General features: G+C 74.6%; 12 protein-coding genes and 1 pseudogene. 8 read left to right on the forward strand and 5 right to left on the reverse strand.

Features of this window, described 5'->3' with window-relative positions:
• The first annotated feature begins 299 nt into the window (after positions 1–299).
• The 4 genes from paaI to GSY69_RS07045 all read left to right on the forward strand — a co-directional run bounded on the left by paaI (position 300) and on the right by GSY69_RS07045 (position 4,421).
• Complete coding sequence (paaI, locus tag GSY69_RS07030; RefSeq protein WP_160953158.1) at positions 300–761, forward strand: hydroxyphenylacetyl-CoA thioesterase PaaI; 462 nt, start codon at positions 300–302, stop codon at positions 759–761.
• Positions 762–815: 54 nt separating this feature from the next.
• The gene (paaK, locus tag GSY69_RS07035; protein WP_160953159.1) at positions 816–2,186 is read left to right on the forward strand and encodes a phenylacetate--CoA ligase PaaK; all 1,371 of its coding nucleotides are present in this window, start codon (positions 816–818) and stop codon (positions 2,184–2,186) included.
• A gap of 243 nt (positions 2,187–2,429) precedes the next feature.
• Entirely contained in the window at positions 2,430–3,137 is a 708-nt protein-coding gene (locus GSY69_RS07040) for a TetR/AcrR family transcriptional regulator (RefSeq protein ID WP_160953160.1), read from the forward strand.
• A gap of 180 nt (positions 3,138–3,317) precedes the next feature.
• Positions 3,318–4,421 (forward strand): zinc-binding dehydrogenase, encoded by a 1,104-nt coding sequence (locus GSY69_RS07045; RefSeq protein WP_202410907.1) that lies wholly within the window; start codon positions 3,318–3,320, stop codon positions 4,419–4,421.
• 16 nt (positions 4,422–4,437) lie between these two features.
• Here GSY69_RS07045 and GSY69_RS07050 read toward each other — a convergent pair whose 3' ends face one another.
• On the reverse strand, positions 4,438–6,057 hold the full coding sequence (locus tag GSY69_RS07050) for an aldehyde dehydrogenase family protein (RefSeq protein WP_328698791.1): 1,620 nt from the start codon (positions 6,055–6,057) through the stop codon (positions 4,438–4,440).
• 83 nt (positions 6,058–6,140) lie between these two features.
• Positions 6,141–6,689: pseudogene (locus tag GSY69_RS14940) on the reverse strand (aldehyde dehydrogenase family protein); the annotation flags it as partial.
• A 545-nt stretch (positions 6,690–7,234) separates the two neighbouring features.
• Here GSY69_RS14940 and GSY69_RS07055 point away from each other — a divergent pair.
• The 4 genes from GSY69_RS07055 (at position 7,235) to GSY69_RS07070 (ending at position 12,119) form a co-directional block, all read left to right on the forward strand.
• Positions 7,235–7,687, forward strand: coding sequence for an Lrp/AsnC family transcriptional regulator (locus tag GSY69_RS07055; protein ID WP_160953163.1), 453 nt, complete (start codon positions 7,235–7,237; stop codon positions 7,685–7,687).
• Positions 7,688–7,870: 183 nt separating this feature from the next.
• On the forward strand, positions 7,871–9,040 hold the full coding sequence (gene pdhA, locus GSY69_RS07060; protein WP_160953164.1) for a pyruvate dehydrogenase (acetyl-transferring) E1 component subunit alpha: 1,170 nt from the start codon (positions 7,871–7,873) through the stop codon (positions 9,038–9,040).
• Positions 9,041–9,228: 188 nt separating this feature from the next.
• Positions 9,229–10,191 (forward strand): alpha-ketoacid dehydrogenase subunit beta, encoded by a 963-nt coding sequence (locus GSY69_RS07065; protein ID WP_235936370.1) that lies wholly within the window; start codon positions 9,229–9,231, stop codon positions 10,189–10,191.
• Positions 10,188–12,119 (forward strand): dihydrolipoamide acetyltransferase family protein, encoded by a 1,932-nt coding sequence (locus tag GSY69_RS07070; RefSeq protein ID WP_160953166.1) that lies wholly within the window; start codon positions 10,188–10,190, stop codon positions 12,117–12,119. Before GSY69_RS07065 ends, GSY69_RS07070 begins: the two co-directional genes overlap by 4 nt.
• A gap of 200 nt (positions 12,120–12,319) precedes the next feature.
• Here GSY69_RS07070 and GSY69_RS07075 read toward each other — a convergent pair whose 3' ends face one another.
• The 3 genes from GSY69_RS07075 to GSY69_RS07085 all read right to left on the reverse strand — a co-directional run.
• Positions 12,320–13,075 carry a DedA family protein gene (locus GSY69_RS07075; RefSeq protein WP_235936365.1) on the reverse strand — a complete coding sequence of 252 codons (756 nt, stop codon included), beginning with the start codon at positions 13,073–13,075 and terminating at the stop codon, positions 12,320–12,322.
• 36 nt (positions 13,076–13,111) lie between these two features.
• Entirely contained in the window at positions 13,112–15,106 is a 1,995-nt protein-coding gene (locus GSY69_RS07080) for an ABC transporter ATP-binding protein (protein WP_160953167.1), read from the reverse strand.
• Positions 15,099–15,947: ATP-binding cassette domain-containing protein (locus GSY69_RS07085; RefSeq protein WP_160953168.1), on the reverse strand; the 849-nt coding region annotated here is incomplete at its 5' end. The genes GSY69_RS07080 and GSY69_RS07085, both read right to left, overlap by 8 nt.

Genomic DNA, 15,947 nt, shown 5'->3' on the forward strand with positions numbered 1-15,947 from the left:
GGGCCGGCAAGGCGCATTCCGCGCCCGCCGCTCAGATTGCCCGCCCCCGAGGCGCGGGCCCGCAGGGCGTGCGCTCGGCGCACCCGCCCGCCGAGCCGTCCCCGGGGTGAGGGTCGGTGCGGTGCTCGCGCCCGCCGCCCGCGCTGCGGCAATCCGGCCGCGGCTTGACAGGCGGCAGGCGTGCGGTGTTGATTTAGTGACCGTATGGTCGGGAAATGCCGCGCGGAGACCCAAGCGGCGACGGCGAGGGCAGCACCGCCCCGCCGGCCACCCCGCCACGGCGGCTCAAGGAGGAGCACATGGGCACGACGCCCCTGACCCCGGGCTTGGCGCCCTCGCCCGGCTCCGATGGCACCGGCGTCGTCGAAATGTACGCCGGCGACCGCGCCTCGCAGGCCCTGGGCATCGTCGTCGAGGACTTCGGTGAGGACTGGGCACGCTGCTCCATGACCGTGGGCCCGGACATGGCCAACGGCCACGGCATCACCCACGGCGGCTACCTCTTCCTCTTCGCGGACACGACGTTCGCCATGGCCTGCAACACCGAGGGCTCGGTGACGGTGGCCTCCGGCGGGGACATCACGTTCCTCAGGCCCTCGCACGTGGGCGATGCGCTCACCGCGGAGGGCCGAGCCGTGGCCACGACCGGGCGCTCGGGGGTCTACGACATCACGGTGCGCCGCGGCGACGAGGTCATCGCCGTCTACCGCGGCCGCTCGCGCACGCTGCCCGCCCGCCCGGCTCCGCCCGCCGCGGGCTGAGCCCGGGCGCACCGCGAACCGGCCAAGCCCACAGCAGACGAAGGAGTCACGCGCATGGCGACAACCACCTCGGCGGCCCAGCCCGCGAACCCCACCGGACGCGCCCACCCGGGGCGCGGGGACGCGGGAGCGGGCGCAGGACTCGATCCGGCCGAGGCGATGGGCCTCGACGAACTGCGCGCGCTGCAGCTCGAGCGGATGCGCGCGACCCTCCAGCGCGCCTACGAGGCCATCCCGTTCTACCGGAAGAGCTTCGACGCGGCCGGGACCCATCCCAGCGAGCTGCGCGAGCTCGCGGACCTCTCGCGCTTCCCCTTCACCCGCAAGTCGGACCTGCGCGACCAGTACCCGTTCGGGATGTTCGCCGTGCCGCGCGAACGGCTGGCCCGCATCCACGCCTCGTCCGGGACCACCGGCAAGCCCACCGTCGTGGGCTACACCGCAGGCGACATCGAGGCGTGGGCCGGGCTCATCGGCCGCAGCCTGCGCATGGCCGGTGGGCAGCCGGGCGACATGATCCACAACGCCTACGGCTACGGGCTCTTCACCGGCGGGCAGGGCGTGCACACCGGCGCCGAGCGCTCCGGCTACTGCGTCGTGCCCATCAGCGGCGGCCAGACACCGCGCCAGGCACAGCTCATCAACGACTTCCGGCCGGACATCATCACCGCAACCCCCACGTACCTGCTCACGATCATCGACGAGTTCGCCCGCCAGGACATCGACCCCGCGGGGACCTCGCTGCGCATCGCGGTATGCGGCGCGGAGCCGTGGACGGACGGGATGCGCCGGGAGATCGAGGGCGCGCTGGGCGTGGATGCGGTCGACATCTACGGGCTCTCCGAGGTGATGGGGCCGGGGGTCGCCATGGAGTCCGCGGAGACGAAGGACGGGCCCACGGTGTGGGAGGACCACTTCTGGCCCGAGATCATCGACCCGTTCACCGGCGACCCGGTGCCCGACGGCGAGGAGGGCGAACTCGTCTTCACGTCGCTGACGAAGGAGGCCACACCGGTCATCCGCTACCGCACCCACGACCTGGCGCGCCTGCTCCCGGGCACCGCTCGGCCGGCCATGCGGCGGATGTCGCGGATCACCGGGCGCTCGGATGACCTCATGATCATCCGCGGCGTCAACGTCTACCCCGCCCAGATCGAGGAGGTGCTCTTCGAATTCCCGGAGCTCAGCCCGCACTTCCAGCTCGTGCTCACCCGGCCCGGCCGGATGGACGAGCTGACGGTCGAGGTCGAGTCGCGTCCGGGGGCCGGCTCAACCGGGCTGGGCGACCTCGCGGCCTTGGTCTCCGCCGCCATCAAGGAGCGCGTGGGCGTCACCTCCGCCGTCGCGATCGTGGAGCCGGACACGCTGGTGCGCTCGGTGGGCAAGCTCAAGCGGATCATCGACCGCCGCGAGGGCGTGCGCTGACGTGGTGCGGCGGGCGCGGACCGGGGAGGCGGCGATGACGGCTGGCGAACTCGCCCCCGGGGATCCGGGTGCGGGCCCGGTGCGCGAGGGCGCATCCGCGCCTCGGCCACACGATGCAGGCCCCGTACGAGGTGCGGGCCCGGGGCAGGGTCCGAGACAGGCGGGCGCGGGCCGTTCCCGCTCCACCCGCGCGCGACGGAGGCCCTGGTGAGCCCGGGCGGCGTCGTCATTAGGATGAGGGGCATGGCGCACCCCGGAACCCCCGCGAGCGCCGGCGCCGAGCACTCGGCTCCGGCGGCACGCCGGCTGTCCGCGGTGGGCTCGCAGCCGGCCGAACCGCGCGGCGAGCGGGCGAGCACCCCGAAGCCGGGGCGCGGCCGGCCCGGCTACGACCGCGACACGCTCGTGGCCCGCGCCATCGAGGTCTTCATGCGCCGCGGCTACAACGGCACATCCATGGACGTCCTGGCCCGCGAGCTGGGGATCACGAAGTCGGCGATCTACCATCACGTGGGATCCAAGGAGGAGCTGCTGCGCTCGGCGCTGTCGGTGGGGCTGGGCGAGCTCGATGCTGCGCTGACCAGGCAGGAGCAGCGCAGGGGCGTGAGCGCGGGCGAGCGCCTGCGCGGCGCCGTCCGCTCCGCCGTCGAGGTGCTCATCGCCCACCAGGCGTCCGTCACGCTGCTGCTGCGCGTGCACGGCAACTCGGAGGTGGAGCGCGAGGCTCTCGAGCAGCGCCGCCAGATCGACCGCCGCCTCACGGCCCTCGTGCGCCAGGCGCAGGCGGAGGGATCGGTGCGCTCGGACCTCGACGCGCACGTCGCCGCGCGCCTGCTGTTCGGCACGGTCAACTCGCTCACGGAGTGGTACCGCGCGGATTCGGCGATCGCGGCGGGCGAGATCGCCCACGCGCTCACCACAATGGCCTTCGACGGCCTCTCGGTCCGCTGACGCGAGGCCGAGGGGGCAGCAGGGCCTAGGGGCCGGGGCCCCGAGCGCGAGTACTGCTCCCCGTTGAAGCCGCGCGCTGAGCGCGGGTGCATCCCCGGCTCAGCGCGCCCGCACCTCTCGCCGGCCACCTTCCCTTCACCCGCCCGTGCGAGCATGGCCCCACGCAGAAAGGGGCGTCTCATGGAGCAGGAGCGCACAGCGCAGAGCGCACACACCCGCACGCCGGATGCAACGGCCACGGCGGCCGTGTGGTCGGGGGATGCGCTGACCATCGAGCGGCTCGCTCTGCCCCGGCTTGCCCCGGGCGAGGTGCTGGTGCGCACGGAGCTCGCCACGATCTGCGGCAGCGATCTGCACACGCTCAACGGCGACCGGCAGACGCCGGTGCCCACGATCCTCGGGCACGAGGCGATCGGCGAGGTGATCGCCCTCGAGGGCGAGCCCCGCTGCACGGACGGCACACCGCTCGCGCTGAGCGACCGCGTCACCTGGACGATCGGCACGGCCTGCGGCGAATGCGACCGCTGCGCGGCGGGCCTGTCCCAGAAGTGCGAATCCGTCCGCAAGTACGGTCACGAGGCCATGGACGACCACTGGAGCCTGAGCGGCGGATTCGCCTCGCACATCCACCTGCTGCCGGGCACCGGCCTGGTGCGCGTGCCGCCGGACATGGAAGCGGCGCTCGCCGCGCCGGCCAACTGCGCCACCGCCACTGTTGCCGGCGCAGCCCGGCGCGTCGCCCTGGACGCCCGCGACACCGTCGTCGTCATGGGCTGCGGGATGCTGGGCCTCACCGCCATCGCCTACGCCCGCGATCGCGGGTGCTCCACGGTCATCGCCAGCGACGTCGATCCGCGGCGCCTGCGGCTGGCCCGGGAATTCGGCGCAACCGCCACGGCCACTCCCAAGGCGCTGGGCGACGCCGTCGGCAGGGAGCGCGGCGCGGACGTCGTCTTCGAGCTCTCCGGCAGCCACCGGGCGGTGCAGGCGGCACTCGGCCTCGTGGCCATCGGCGGGCGGATCGCGCTCGTCGGCTCGGTCTCACCGGGCCCGGCCGTGCAGGTGGATCCCAGCTCAGTGGTCAAGAACCTCACGAGCATCGTGGGCTGCCACAATTACCGCGCCGACGACCTGGAAGACGCCATCGGCTTCCTCCAGCGCAGCGCCGTGCGCGACGGGCTGGCGCGGCTCGTCTCCACCCCGTGGCCGCTGGCCGAGATCGTCGAGGCCGTCGGCGCCGCCAACGCCGGCACGCACCCGCGCGTCGCGGTGGACCCGCGCTGAGCCGGGCCCGCGCTCCTCACCCCGCCGCGCCACCGCCCACGGCAGCCCGCTCCTTCGCCACGAGCGTGAGCACGTCGTAGGCGGCCACGGGCGCACCGTCCTGGTTGACGACCTGCGCATCCCAGCGCACCTCGCCGTAGTCGGAGCCCTCGCGCGGCGTGATCTGCTTGGCCGTGAGCGTCACGGTCAGCGCATCGCCGGGGCTCACGGGGGTGATGAAGGACAGGTTCTCCAGCCCGTAGTTCGCCAGGACGGGGCCGGGGTCCGGCCACACGAAGAGGCCGGCGGCAAACGAGACCACCAGGTAGCCGTGGGCCACCCGCCCCGGGAAGAACGGATTGGCCCGCGCGGCCTCCTCGTCCGTGTGCGCGTAGAACGTGTCGCCGGTGAACTGCGCGAAGTGGTCGATGTCCTCGAGCGTCACGGTCCGCGGTCCCGCCACGATCGCGTCGCCCAGGCGCAGCTCGCTCAGGCTCAGCGCGAACGGGTGCTCGCCGTCCGTGTGCCGCGGCGCGCCCTCCACCCACGTGTGGGTGAGCGCGCCCAGCATCTGCGGTGAGGCCTGCAGCGCGGTGCGCTGCATGAAGTGCGTGACGCCGCGCAGGCCGCCCAGTTCCTCGCCACCTCCAGCGCGGCCGGGGCCGCCGTGGATGAGCTGGGGCAGCGGAGACCCGTGGCCGGTCTGGCGCTTCGCATCGTCGCGGTCGAGCACGAGCAGCCGCCCGTGCCACGGGGCGGTGCCCATGACGACGGCCCGCACCGTGTCCACGTCGTGGCTGACCACGGAGCCCACGAGCGAACCGCGCCCGCGGCGGGCCAGCCGCACGGCCTCGTCGAGGTCCTGGTAGCCGATGAGCACGGCCACCGGCCCGAACGCCTCCACATCGTGGATGGCGTCGGCCCACGGGTCCTCGGCGACGAGCAGCGTGGGCGCCACGAACGCCCCGCCCTCGGCCACACCGTCCGCCGCGCCCGCGGCCTGTGCCGCATCACCCGCCGAGGCGCCGCTCCCGGCCCGCTCACCGCGCGCATCCTGCTCGCCGCGCGCATCCCGTTCGCTCAGCCCGTCTCGTTCGCAGCGCTCCGCCCGCAGCCGCCGCGCCAGCTCGTCCGAGGCCTCCCGGCCGCCCACGGCGGCCTGCGCTCCGGCCGCGACGAGCGCGTCCACGGCATCCAGCACGTCCTCGCGCTGCGCCGCGGAGACCAGCGGGCCCATCGTGGTGTTCGGGTCGCGGGGATCGCCCACCACAGCGGCGGCGAGGCGCGCAGCGGCCGCCGCGCGCACCTCGGCGACGGCGCCGGCGGGCACCAGCGCACGGCGGATGGCCGTGCACTTCTGGCCGGCCTTGGCGGTCATCTCCGTCACGAGCGAGTCGATGAAGAGGTCGAACTCCGGGGTGCCGGGGCGCGCATCGGGGCCCAGCAGTGAGAAGTTCAGCGAGTCGGCCTCCGCTGTGAACCGGGTCCCGCGCTCCACGACGCAGGGGCTCGCGGCCAGGGTGCGCGCGGTGGCGGCCGATCCGGTGAACGCAATAGCGTCCTGCTCGCCCAGTGCGTCGAACAGCCCGTCCAGGCGCCCGCACACCAGCTGCAGCGCCCCGTCCGGCAGCAGGCCGGAGCCCACGATGTCGCGCACCACGGCCCATGCGACCTGCGCCGTCGCGTGGCGGGCTTGACGATGGCCGGGCGGCCTGCGACGAACATCGGGGCGAGCTTCTCGAGCATGCCCCACACGGGGAAGTTGAACGCGTTGATCTGCACCCCCACGCCGGCGGCGCTCGTCCACACGTGCGCGCCGGCGAACGTGGAGTCCTTCGCCAGCCGCTCCACCGCCCCGTCGAGCATGAGCACGTCGTTGGGCATCTGGCGCCGGGCCACGGAGGAGTAGGCGAAGAGGGTGCCGATGCCGCCCTCCACGTCGCTCCGGGCGTCGGCCTCCGTCGTGCCGGTCGTCTGCGAGATCCGGTGGTACTCCGGCGCCCGCTCCATGAGGTGTTGTCCCAGGCGCTTGAGGATCATCCCGCGCTGGTGGAAGGTGAGCGCGGCGAGCCCCGGCAGGCCCACCCCGCGGGCGTAGGCGACGGTTGCGGCGGGGTCGAAGCCCTCGCTCGTCACCCCCGTGACGAGGGCACCGGTGCTGGCATCGCGCACCTGCGCCGCCGAGGCGCGGGCCGCCTGGCCGGGCTCGTGCCAGCGCCCGCGAACAAACGAGGGCAGGACGTCCGGCAGCTCGATGGGCGGTGCGGTGGGGGCGGAATCGGCGGTCATGGCGGCTCCTCATCGAGTCGGGTTCGGTCCCAACGACCCGCGCGGGCAGCGGCGGCGGCCGTGCGCGGGGCGGCCGGGCGCTGCGCGCGTTGCGCGTGCGGCGCGCACGGGCTGGGTGCGCCCACCGCAGCTCGGGCAACGCGGCGGGCACACAGCCACACGATATACCAACCGTTCGGTCGGTAATTGGCTCGCCGGGAGCCCCTGCCCCTCCGCCCCGCCTCGCACCCCGTGGCCGGCGACAAGTCCCCCAGCGGACCGATGCCCAGGGACCGCACGGCCGCGCCCGCTTCCGCGAGCGCCCAGGGACCGCACGACCGCGCCCACCCGCAAGAGCACCGACGACTGCGCCGGGGCACCACCGCCGTCACCGCCGCTAGCCGCCGCGGCCACCGCTCACCGCCGCCTGACCAAGCGGTCGGCTATCCTGCCTACAGCGCAGCCCGGCTCAGCCCGGGCAGGCCGCGGCCGCTTCGGACGCCGCGACCGCCGCCGGTGGATTCGCCTCCGCCGGCGCCGCACCGCCCATGCTCCAAAGGAGAAGCATGAAGTACCGCCTCGACGACATCGACCGGCGCATCGTGGCCGAACTCGCGGAGGACTCCCGCCTGTCGGTGCGCCAGCTCGCCGAGCACGTCCACATCTCCCGCTCCGCCGCCCATTCGCGCCTGGCCGCCCTCATGGCCTACGGCATCATCCGCCGCTTCACGATCGACGTCGACCGCGCCGCGCTGGGCCAGGGCGTCTCCGCGATCATCGTCGTGAAGATCGGCGACCGCCCGTGGCCCGAGGTGCGCGACGAGCTGGCCCTCATTCCCTGCGTCGAGCGCGTCCAGGCCGTCAGCGGCGACATCGACGCCCTCGTCACGGTGCACGCGGAGTCGAACACGGAGCTCTCGCAGGTCATCCTCGCCCAGGTCCACGAGGTGCCGGGCGTCGTCGCCTCGCGCTCCCTGCTCATCCTGGACGAGGCCGAGGGCCAGGGCATGCGGAGCTGACCACCGCAGGCGGGCACACGGGCACACGCACCCCCGGTTGGAAGCGCCGCCGTCCCGGACAAACTGCTCGCCTGGGCTGCCCTGCCCGCGCGCCTGTCCCGAATCCCCAGGACAGGACGCCACTCGTCCCCCATCGCCGCGCAGCGCTCGCACCGTGAAGCAGATCACATCACGATGGAGCGCATGACGATCGAACTCCCCCGCACGGCGCGAGCCCTGCCGCACACCGATCCGGTCTCGTTCATCGACCCGGCCGGGCGGCCCGTGGAGCCCGGCCTCCACGCGGGCTACACCCTGCCGGACGCGCAGACGCTCATCCGGTTCTACCGCCGCATGGTGCGCGCCCGCCGCTTCGAGTCCCAGGTCACGGCCCTCACCCGGCAGGGCAGGCTGGCCACGTACCCGTCCGCGTTCGGGCAAGAGGCCTGCGAGGTGGGAGCGGCGTCCGCGCTCGCGGAGGACGACTGGATGTTCCCCACGTACCGCGATTCCGCGGCGATCCTCACCCGCGGCGCGGAGCCCGGTGACATCCTGGGCTCCTTCCGCGGTGACTGGCACTGCGGCTACGACTCCCAGGGGCTGCGCACCTCACCCCAGGCAACCCCGCTGGCCACCCAGACGCTCCACGCGGTGGGCTTCGCGATGGCCGCGAAGCTGCGCGGCACGCAGCAGGCCACGCTCACGTTCATCGGCGACGGGGCGACGAGCGAGGGCGATGCCCACGAGGCGTTCAACTTCGCCGCCGTGTGGCAGACGCCCACCGTCTTCTTCATCCAGAACAACCAGTACGCGATCTCCGTGCCGCTGCGCGAGCAGTCGAACGCCACGATGCTCGCGGACAAGGCCGTGGGCTACGGCATGCCGGGCGTGCGCGTGGACGGCAACGACATCGCGGCCGTCTTCGCCGTGGTCAGCGCCGCATTCGAACGCGCACGCCGCGGGGAGGGCCCCACCCTGGTGGAGGGCCTGACCTACCGCCTCGAGGCGCACACGAACTCCGATGACCCCAGTCGCTACCGGTCCGCCGAGGAGGTCGACATCTGGCGCACCCGCGATCCGCTGACCCGCCTCGAGGCCTATCTGCGCTCCGCCGGTGACCTCGACGACGAGTCCGTCGCGGCCATCGCCGCCGACGCCGAGGACCTCGCCGCCCACGTCCGCGAGCTCATGAACACCGAGGCGCAGGTCGATCCCACGGAGATCTTCGCCCACGTCTACGCCCACGAGCGCCCCCAGCTGCGCGAGCAGCGGGCCCTCCTCGAAGCCGAGCTCGCCGCCGCGGGTCCCGCTGCCCTCTCACAGCCCACAACTCAGCCGCAGCCCGCTCCCGAGCCCCAGCGGGCCGGCGCATGAGCGCGCCGGCGACCCGCGCCTCGGCGGCGGGTGCGCAGGCGGGCGCCTCTGAGCGCCGTCCGGCAGCACCGGCTGAGGCGCAGGACGCCTCCGCCGGCCGGCCACAGGGCGACTCACAGGGCCAGCCGCAGGGCCACTCACAGGCCCAGCGGGCCACCGCCCCCGGGGCGCGGCCCAAGCCCGTGACCATGACGAAGGCACTCAACACCGCGCTGCGCGATGCGCTCGCCGCCGATGACTCGGTCGTCATCTTCGGTGAGGACGTGGGCCGGCTGGGCGGGGTCTTCCGCGTCACCGACGGGCTGCGCGACGAGTTCGGCCCCGAGCGGGTCTGGGACTCGCCGCTCGCGGAGGCCGGGATCATCGGCACCGCGGTCGGCATGGCCATGGCCGGCATGCGCCCGGTCGTGGAGATGCAGTTCGACGCGTTCTCCTACCCCGCCTTCGAGCAGGTGGTCAGCCACGTGGCGAAGATGCGCAACCGCACGAAGGGCCGCGTGGAGCTGCCGCTGGTCATCCGGATCCCGGTGGCCGGTGACATCGGAGGCGTCGAGCACCACTCGGACTCCTCCGAGGCCTACTGGTGCGCCACCCCCGGCCTCACCGTCGTCACCCCGTCCAATTCGGCGGACGCGTATTCGATGCTGCGCGAGGCCATCGACGCCCAGGACCCCGTCATCTTCATGGAGCCCAAGTCGCGCTACTGGTCGAAGGATGCGATCGAGCTGCCCGTGCGCACCGAGTCCATGTACTGCGCGCGCGTGGTGCGCGAGGGCACGGACGTCACGCTCCTGGCCTACGGGCCCACGGTGCGCACCGCGCTGGAGACCGCGGAGGCCGGGGCGCAGGACGGGCTGAGCGTCGAGGTCATCGACCTGCGCTCGCTCTCCCCCTTCGACGATGCGACGGTCACGGCCTCCGTGCGCAAGACGGGGCGGGCGGCCGTCCTGCACGAGGCTGCGCAGTTCGGCGGCTACGGGGCGGAGGTGGCCGCGCGCGTGACCGAGCGGAGCTTCTTCCACCTGGCCGCGCCCGTCCTGCGCATCACGGGCTTCGACATCCCGTTCCCCTCCCCCAAGCTCGAGGAGTTCCACCTGCCCACGCCCACCCGCATCCTCGATGCCCTGGAGACCTGGGAGTGGGAGCTGTGAGCGCGGAGACCGTGACCGCGGGCCAGGACTTCATCGTCCCGGACCTGGGCGAAGGCCTCACCGAGGCCGAGGTGGTGGGCTGGCTCGTCGCCGTGGGCGACGAGGTCGCCATCGACCAGCCGGTCGTCGAGCTCGAGTCCGCGAAGAGCGTCGTCGACCTACCCTGCCCGTTCGCGGGCACCGTCACCGCCCTGTACGCCCAGGTGGGCGACACCGTCTACGCGGGCAACGCGATCCTCACCGTGGGCGCGGCAGGTGCCCCGGGCGGTGGGGACCGGCCGGTTCCCGAGGCGCGGGCCGGCGACGCCGTCGCCTCACCGCCCGCTGCCGCCGGGCCGGTGGGTGCGACCCGCGGAGACGACGGGAAGGTGCCCGGGGCATCGGGGGCCGACTCGGCGGACTCCACCGGCACAGGCACTATGGGCACGGACTCCTCGGGCACGGACACCGGCACCGGCTCGGCGAGCACAGACTTGGCGAGCACGAGCTCAGCGGGCGCCGCGCTCGACGCTCCGCCGGCCGCCGGCGTGGATGCCGGTGCGCAGGCACCCGAGTCCGTTCCCGGCACGGCCCTGCGCGACGGTGCGGCCCTGCGCGACGGTGCGGCGGCAGACGGTGCGGCGGACGAAGGATCGGCGGGCGGGGTCGCGGCGGACGAGGGTTCGGGCGCCGTGCTCATCGGCTACGGCACGAAGGAGAAGGCCGCGCCGACCACCGGGCGCCGGCGCAGCTTCGGCTCGCGCGCATCCCGGGCGGGTGCGCCGCACGCGGCCGACGGCGGAGCCCCGGGCCCGGCCGCCCCACCCTCAACCGCAGACCAGCCCGGGGGCCGCTCGCCGGTGGTCTCGCCGCTTGTGCGGATGCTCGCCCACGAGGCCGGGTTCGCGGCCAAGGACCTGCGGGGCACCGGCCCCCACGGTCTCGTCACGCGGGCCGACGTCATCGCCGAGATCGCGCACCGCGCCACGGTCGGCGCCACCACGGGGAGCGCCCACGCGCCCGGCACCACGGCCGCCCATAGTGCGGGGCAGAGCGCCCAGGCGAGCGCGCCCCTCACAGGGCGGAGCACCCCCGCGTCGCCAGTCGCGGGGCGCGCGGCCCCGCCGGACGCGCACCGGGCGCAGCCCGGTGCGGGTGCCGCACCTGCCAGCGGCGACCCGACGGGCGCCTCGGCGGTGGGAGGCGGTGCGCACGCCGCCGCGCACACTCAGCCCGGCCCGCAGACCGACCCCCAGGCCGCGGTCGAGCGCATCCCGCTCACCGGGCTGCGCAAGGCGGTGGCGGCGAAGCTCGGGCAGTCGCGCCGGGAGATCCCCGAGGCCACCATCTGGCTCGACGTCGACGCAACCGAGCTGCTGGCCTTCCGCAAGCGCCTCGAGGCGCGCAGCGGAGAGAAGTTCTCCCTGCTCACACTGCTCGCGCGGTTCACGATCGCGGGACTGCGGAAGTACCCCATCCTCAACGCGACATTCGACCAGGATGCGCAGGAGATCCTCGTGCACCGCGACATCGACCTGGGCATCGCCGCGAACACGCCCCGCGGCCTCATGGTCCCGGCCATCCGTGACGCCGGAACCATGACGATGCGGGCGCTGCGCGATGGGATCGGCGAGGTCGTGCAGGCGGCGGCCACCGGCAGGTTCGCGCCCGGGCAGCTGGCCGGGGGCACGTTCACGCTCAACAACTACGGCCCGCTGGGGGTGGACGGCTCCGCGCCGATCATCAACCACCCGGAGGTCGCGATGCTCGGCATGGGGCGCATCATGGACCGGCCGTGGGCGGTCGACGGCGAACTCGCGGTCCGCCAGGTCACCCACCTCTCGCTCGTCTTCGACCACCGCGTGTGCGACGGCCTGGAGCCCAGCGAGTTCATCACGTTCGTGGCCCGCTGCATCGAGGACCCGATCGGCTTCTTCGCCGAGGTGTGAGCCGCCGAGCGCACAGCGGCAAGAGCCCGGGCGCGGGGTGCGCGGCGCGGCCCGAACCTCGGCGGGGCCCGGCCTGTCGCCGGCGAGCAGCAGCCTGGCTGACGGGCCGGGTGGACACCGCGGCTCAGCGGGACGGCGAGCGAGCGGGACCGGGCCGGCCGGTCGAGCCGGGGCTCAGCGGGAGGCGATTGCCCGAAGCCTCAGCGGGGCGTGTCGGCGGGGGTCTCCCCCGCCTCGGGCGCGGTGGGCTCGACGACCTCGCGGCGCTTCGTGCCGCGGCTCTTGAGCCACGCGATCACCATGGGGATGACGGAGAGCCCCACGAGCACGATCGCCCACAGGTCCACGTGCTCGCGGATGATGTCGATCGAGCCCAGGAAGTAGCCGGCGACGGAGAGCAGCGTGCCCCACAGGAGCGCGCCGGAGACGTTCCAGCCGATGAAGCGGCGATAGGGGTAGGCGGCGATGCCCGCGGCCAGCGGCGTGAACGTGCGCACGAACGGCACGAAGCGCGCCAGCACCAGGGAGGGGCCGCCGTGCTTGGCGAAGAACTGCTCGGCGGCGTGGAGGCGGGTGGTGTTGAGGATCTTCGCGTCGTCCTTGAAGAACCTGCGGCCGAAGCGCCTGCCCAGGAAGTAGCCCACCTGATCGCCCAGGATGGCGGCGGCCCAGACCACGACGATGAAGAGGAACAGGTTCACGCCCATGGCCGGGGCGAGCATCCCGCCCACGAACAGCAGCGAATCGCCGGGCAGGAACGGGAACAGCACGCCCGATTCGATGAAGACGATGAGCGCGACGACCGCGAGCATCCAGGGGCCGGCGCCCTCGAGGATGGGGGTCGGGTCGAGCAGCCCGGAGGCCTGCACGTCGAGGGCAGGTGAGACGTCGGCGGCCGCGGTGGCGAGCACATCGAGCATGTGTGAGGAGTCCTTTGGTCGGGGCGTCGCTTCCATGATGCCGGATGAGCCTGTGACTCGCCTGCACCGCGCTCAGGGGCGGGACCACGCCTCCCACAGCCGCGCGTAGAGCCCGCCGGCGGCGGCGAGGCGCTCGTGGGTGCCCTCCTCCGCGATCCGTCCGCCGTCCATGACGACGATCCGATCCGCGGCGGCGGCCTGGGAGAGCCGGTGGGCGATGACGATGCCGCCGCGCTCGCGCAGCACGGCGGCGGCCGCTGCGTCGAGGGCGCGGGCGCCGGCCGACCCCGCCTCGGCCGTGGCCTCGTCGAGCACGGCGAAGTCGGGGTCCGCGGCCTCGAGGCGAGCGAGCGCGAGCATCTGCTCCTGCATGGGGGTCAGCGGGTGCCCGGTGCCGCCCACCCGGGTCTCCGCCCCCTGCGGCAGGCGCGCCACCCAGCTCGCGGCGCCTACGGTGGCCAGGGCGGCCTCGAGGCGAGCGCGCGGGGCCTCCGGTGCGCCCACCGCCACGTTCTCCAGCACGGTGCCCTCGAACGTGTGCACCTCCTGGCTGACCATGGCGATGTGGCGACGCAGCCGCGCGGCGGGCAGGCGGCGCACGGGCACGCGCACCGGTTCGCGCGGCGTGCGGGAGGGGCCGGCCGGTGTGGGGGCGAATTCCAGCAGGGCCGTGCCGGAGGCGGGTTCGAGCGCGCCGATCGCCGCCTGGGCCACCGTCGTCTTGCCGGCTCCGCTGGGCCCGACGATCGCGACGACCTCGCCGGCGGACACCCGCAGCGAGACCCCGTCGACGGCCGGGCGCGCGCCGCCATAGTCGACGCAGATCCCCGACAGGACGAGGGCTGCAGGCGACCCCGCACCGCACCCCGCGCCCGGAGCAGCGGGGGGCTCGCCGTCGGCTGCGCCAGCGGAATCGCCGCCCGCACGGGTGGAAGAGCCACCGGCCGCGAGGCCGGAGGGCTCGGCACCGGCAGAACCCGAGGCACCGGGGACGCCGGGATCGGCATTCGCGGAACCACTGGAACACTGCGCGGCCGCGGGCGCGGTGGCGTCGGCGAGCTCGATGACTCCCACCATGCGCGTCAGCGACGCCCCGGCGGACTGCACCTCGTCGAAGAGGTCGACGACGACGCTGATGGGGTCGAACAGGCGGTGGAAGATGAGCGCCGCGGTCGCCACGGCGCCCGCGCTCGCCCAGCCGCCCGAGACCAGCGCGAACCCGGCCGCCAGGATCGCGGCCAGGGTGATGGCCTCCGCGCGGTTGTTGCGGGCCGCGGCCAGCGTGAGGAGCCGGAAGACGCCGATCGACAGGTCGCGGGCACGTGCCGACGCCGCGTCGATGCGCCGCAGCTCACCGGCGGCCGCGTCGTAGGCGCGCAGCGTCTCCACGCCGGTCAGCGCGCCGAGCATCCGCTGCGTGCGCACCCCGAACGCCTGCCTCTCCCGGCGGTACATGGGCGCCGAGCGCGGCAGGTACCAGCGCACGGTCAGGGCGTAGAGCGGCAGGGCGATGAGGCCCACGAGCGCCAGGCGCCAGTCCACGGCGGCCAGGCCCAGCGCCGCGACGACGACGGTCAGCCCCGCCTGCAGGAACATGGGCAGGACCTCGGAGGCGGACTCGGAGACCCGGTCGGAGTCCGCGGTGACGCGCGAGACCAGGTCACCGCGCCCGCTCGCCTCGATCCGGGCCGCATCCGCGCTCACCGCGGCGTCGAAGACCTGGATGCGCAGCTCCCCCACCGCGGGCTCGGCAAGCCGCCCCAGCCAGCGCTCGCTCAGCCAGGTGCCCGTGCCCGCGACGACCGCGGCCACCGCGATGAGCGCCGCCCCCACCACCACGGGCTCCAGCGCGGGGTGGGCGGTGAGGACGTCGACGAGGCGTCCCACGACGGCGGGGCCCACGAGGGCCGCGGCGGCGGCCAGCAGCCCGGTCATGGTGACACCCGCGAGCAGTGCGCGCCGCCCGCGCAGCAGCCGCCAGACCGCTGCGGCACTGGCCCGCCCGCTGGCCGCGGGGATGGCGCCGGGGGGAACCGGGGCACCAGCGGCCGGATCCGGTTCAGCCATGGGTCGCCTCCCCGGTGCCGAGGGCCGGCTGGAGCCGGGCGGGCAGCTCGACCACGTGCCCGGCGGCGGCGCGGAAGGCAGGCGAGGCGCTCAGCACGATCGTTGTGCGGCCCTCGCGCAGCCGCGCAACGGCGGCGGCGATCTGCCACTCCGTCACCGAGTCCACCGCCGAGGTGGGGTCGTCGAGGACGAGCACCGGCGGGTCCGCGTGCAGGGCGCGGGCCAGGGCGATGCGCTGGCGCTGGCCGCCGGAGAGGTTGCCTCCGCCCTCCGCGATGGTGTGCTCGAGCCCGGCGGGCACGAGGGTGAGGATGTCGGCCACTGCGGAGGCGCTCAGCACCTCGGCGGCGACCTCGGCGGTGATCTCGGCGGGCACCGGAGTCGCCACCTGCCCGCCGGCGCCGCCGCTCGGCTGTCCGCTCGGGCCGCCCTGAGCTCCCTGGGCGCCCTGGGTTCCATGGGCGCCCTGCGCGCCCTGCCCCTCGCTCGGCGCCGGGGCCAGCGTGATGTTCGAGCCGATCGTGCCCTCGAAGAGGTGGGCCGCGTGCGGGGCGGCGATGAGCTCGCCGCCCGCCACGGCCAGGGCCGCCGCGCACCGGCGCGCCAGCTCCGGGTCCGCGGCGTCGATGACGGTGAGCGCGCCGGCGGGCAGGGTGAGCTCGCCCGGGGGCTCGTGCTCACCCGGGGGTTCGGGCCCATCCGCGGCGGCGCGGTCATGCCCCTCCTCTTCGGCAGCGCTGTGCCCGTCCGCGGGCCCGACGCTCCCGTCGGCAGCCGTGGCGCTCCCGTCGGCGGCCGTGGCGCCGGCGCCGCCCCGCGCGGGGGTGAGCAGGGACGCGGG

Source organism: Brevibacterium rongguiense (genome assembly GCF_009857845.1).
GTDB classification, from domain to species: Bacteria; Actinomycetota; Actinomycetes; order Actinomycetales; family Brevibacteriaceae; genus Brevibacterium; species Brevibacterium rongguiense.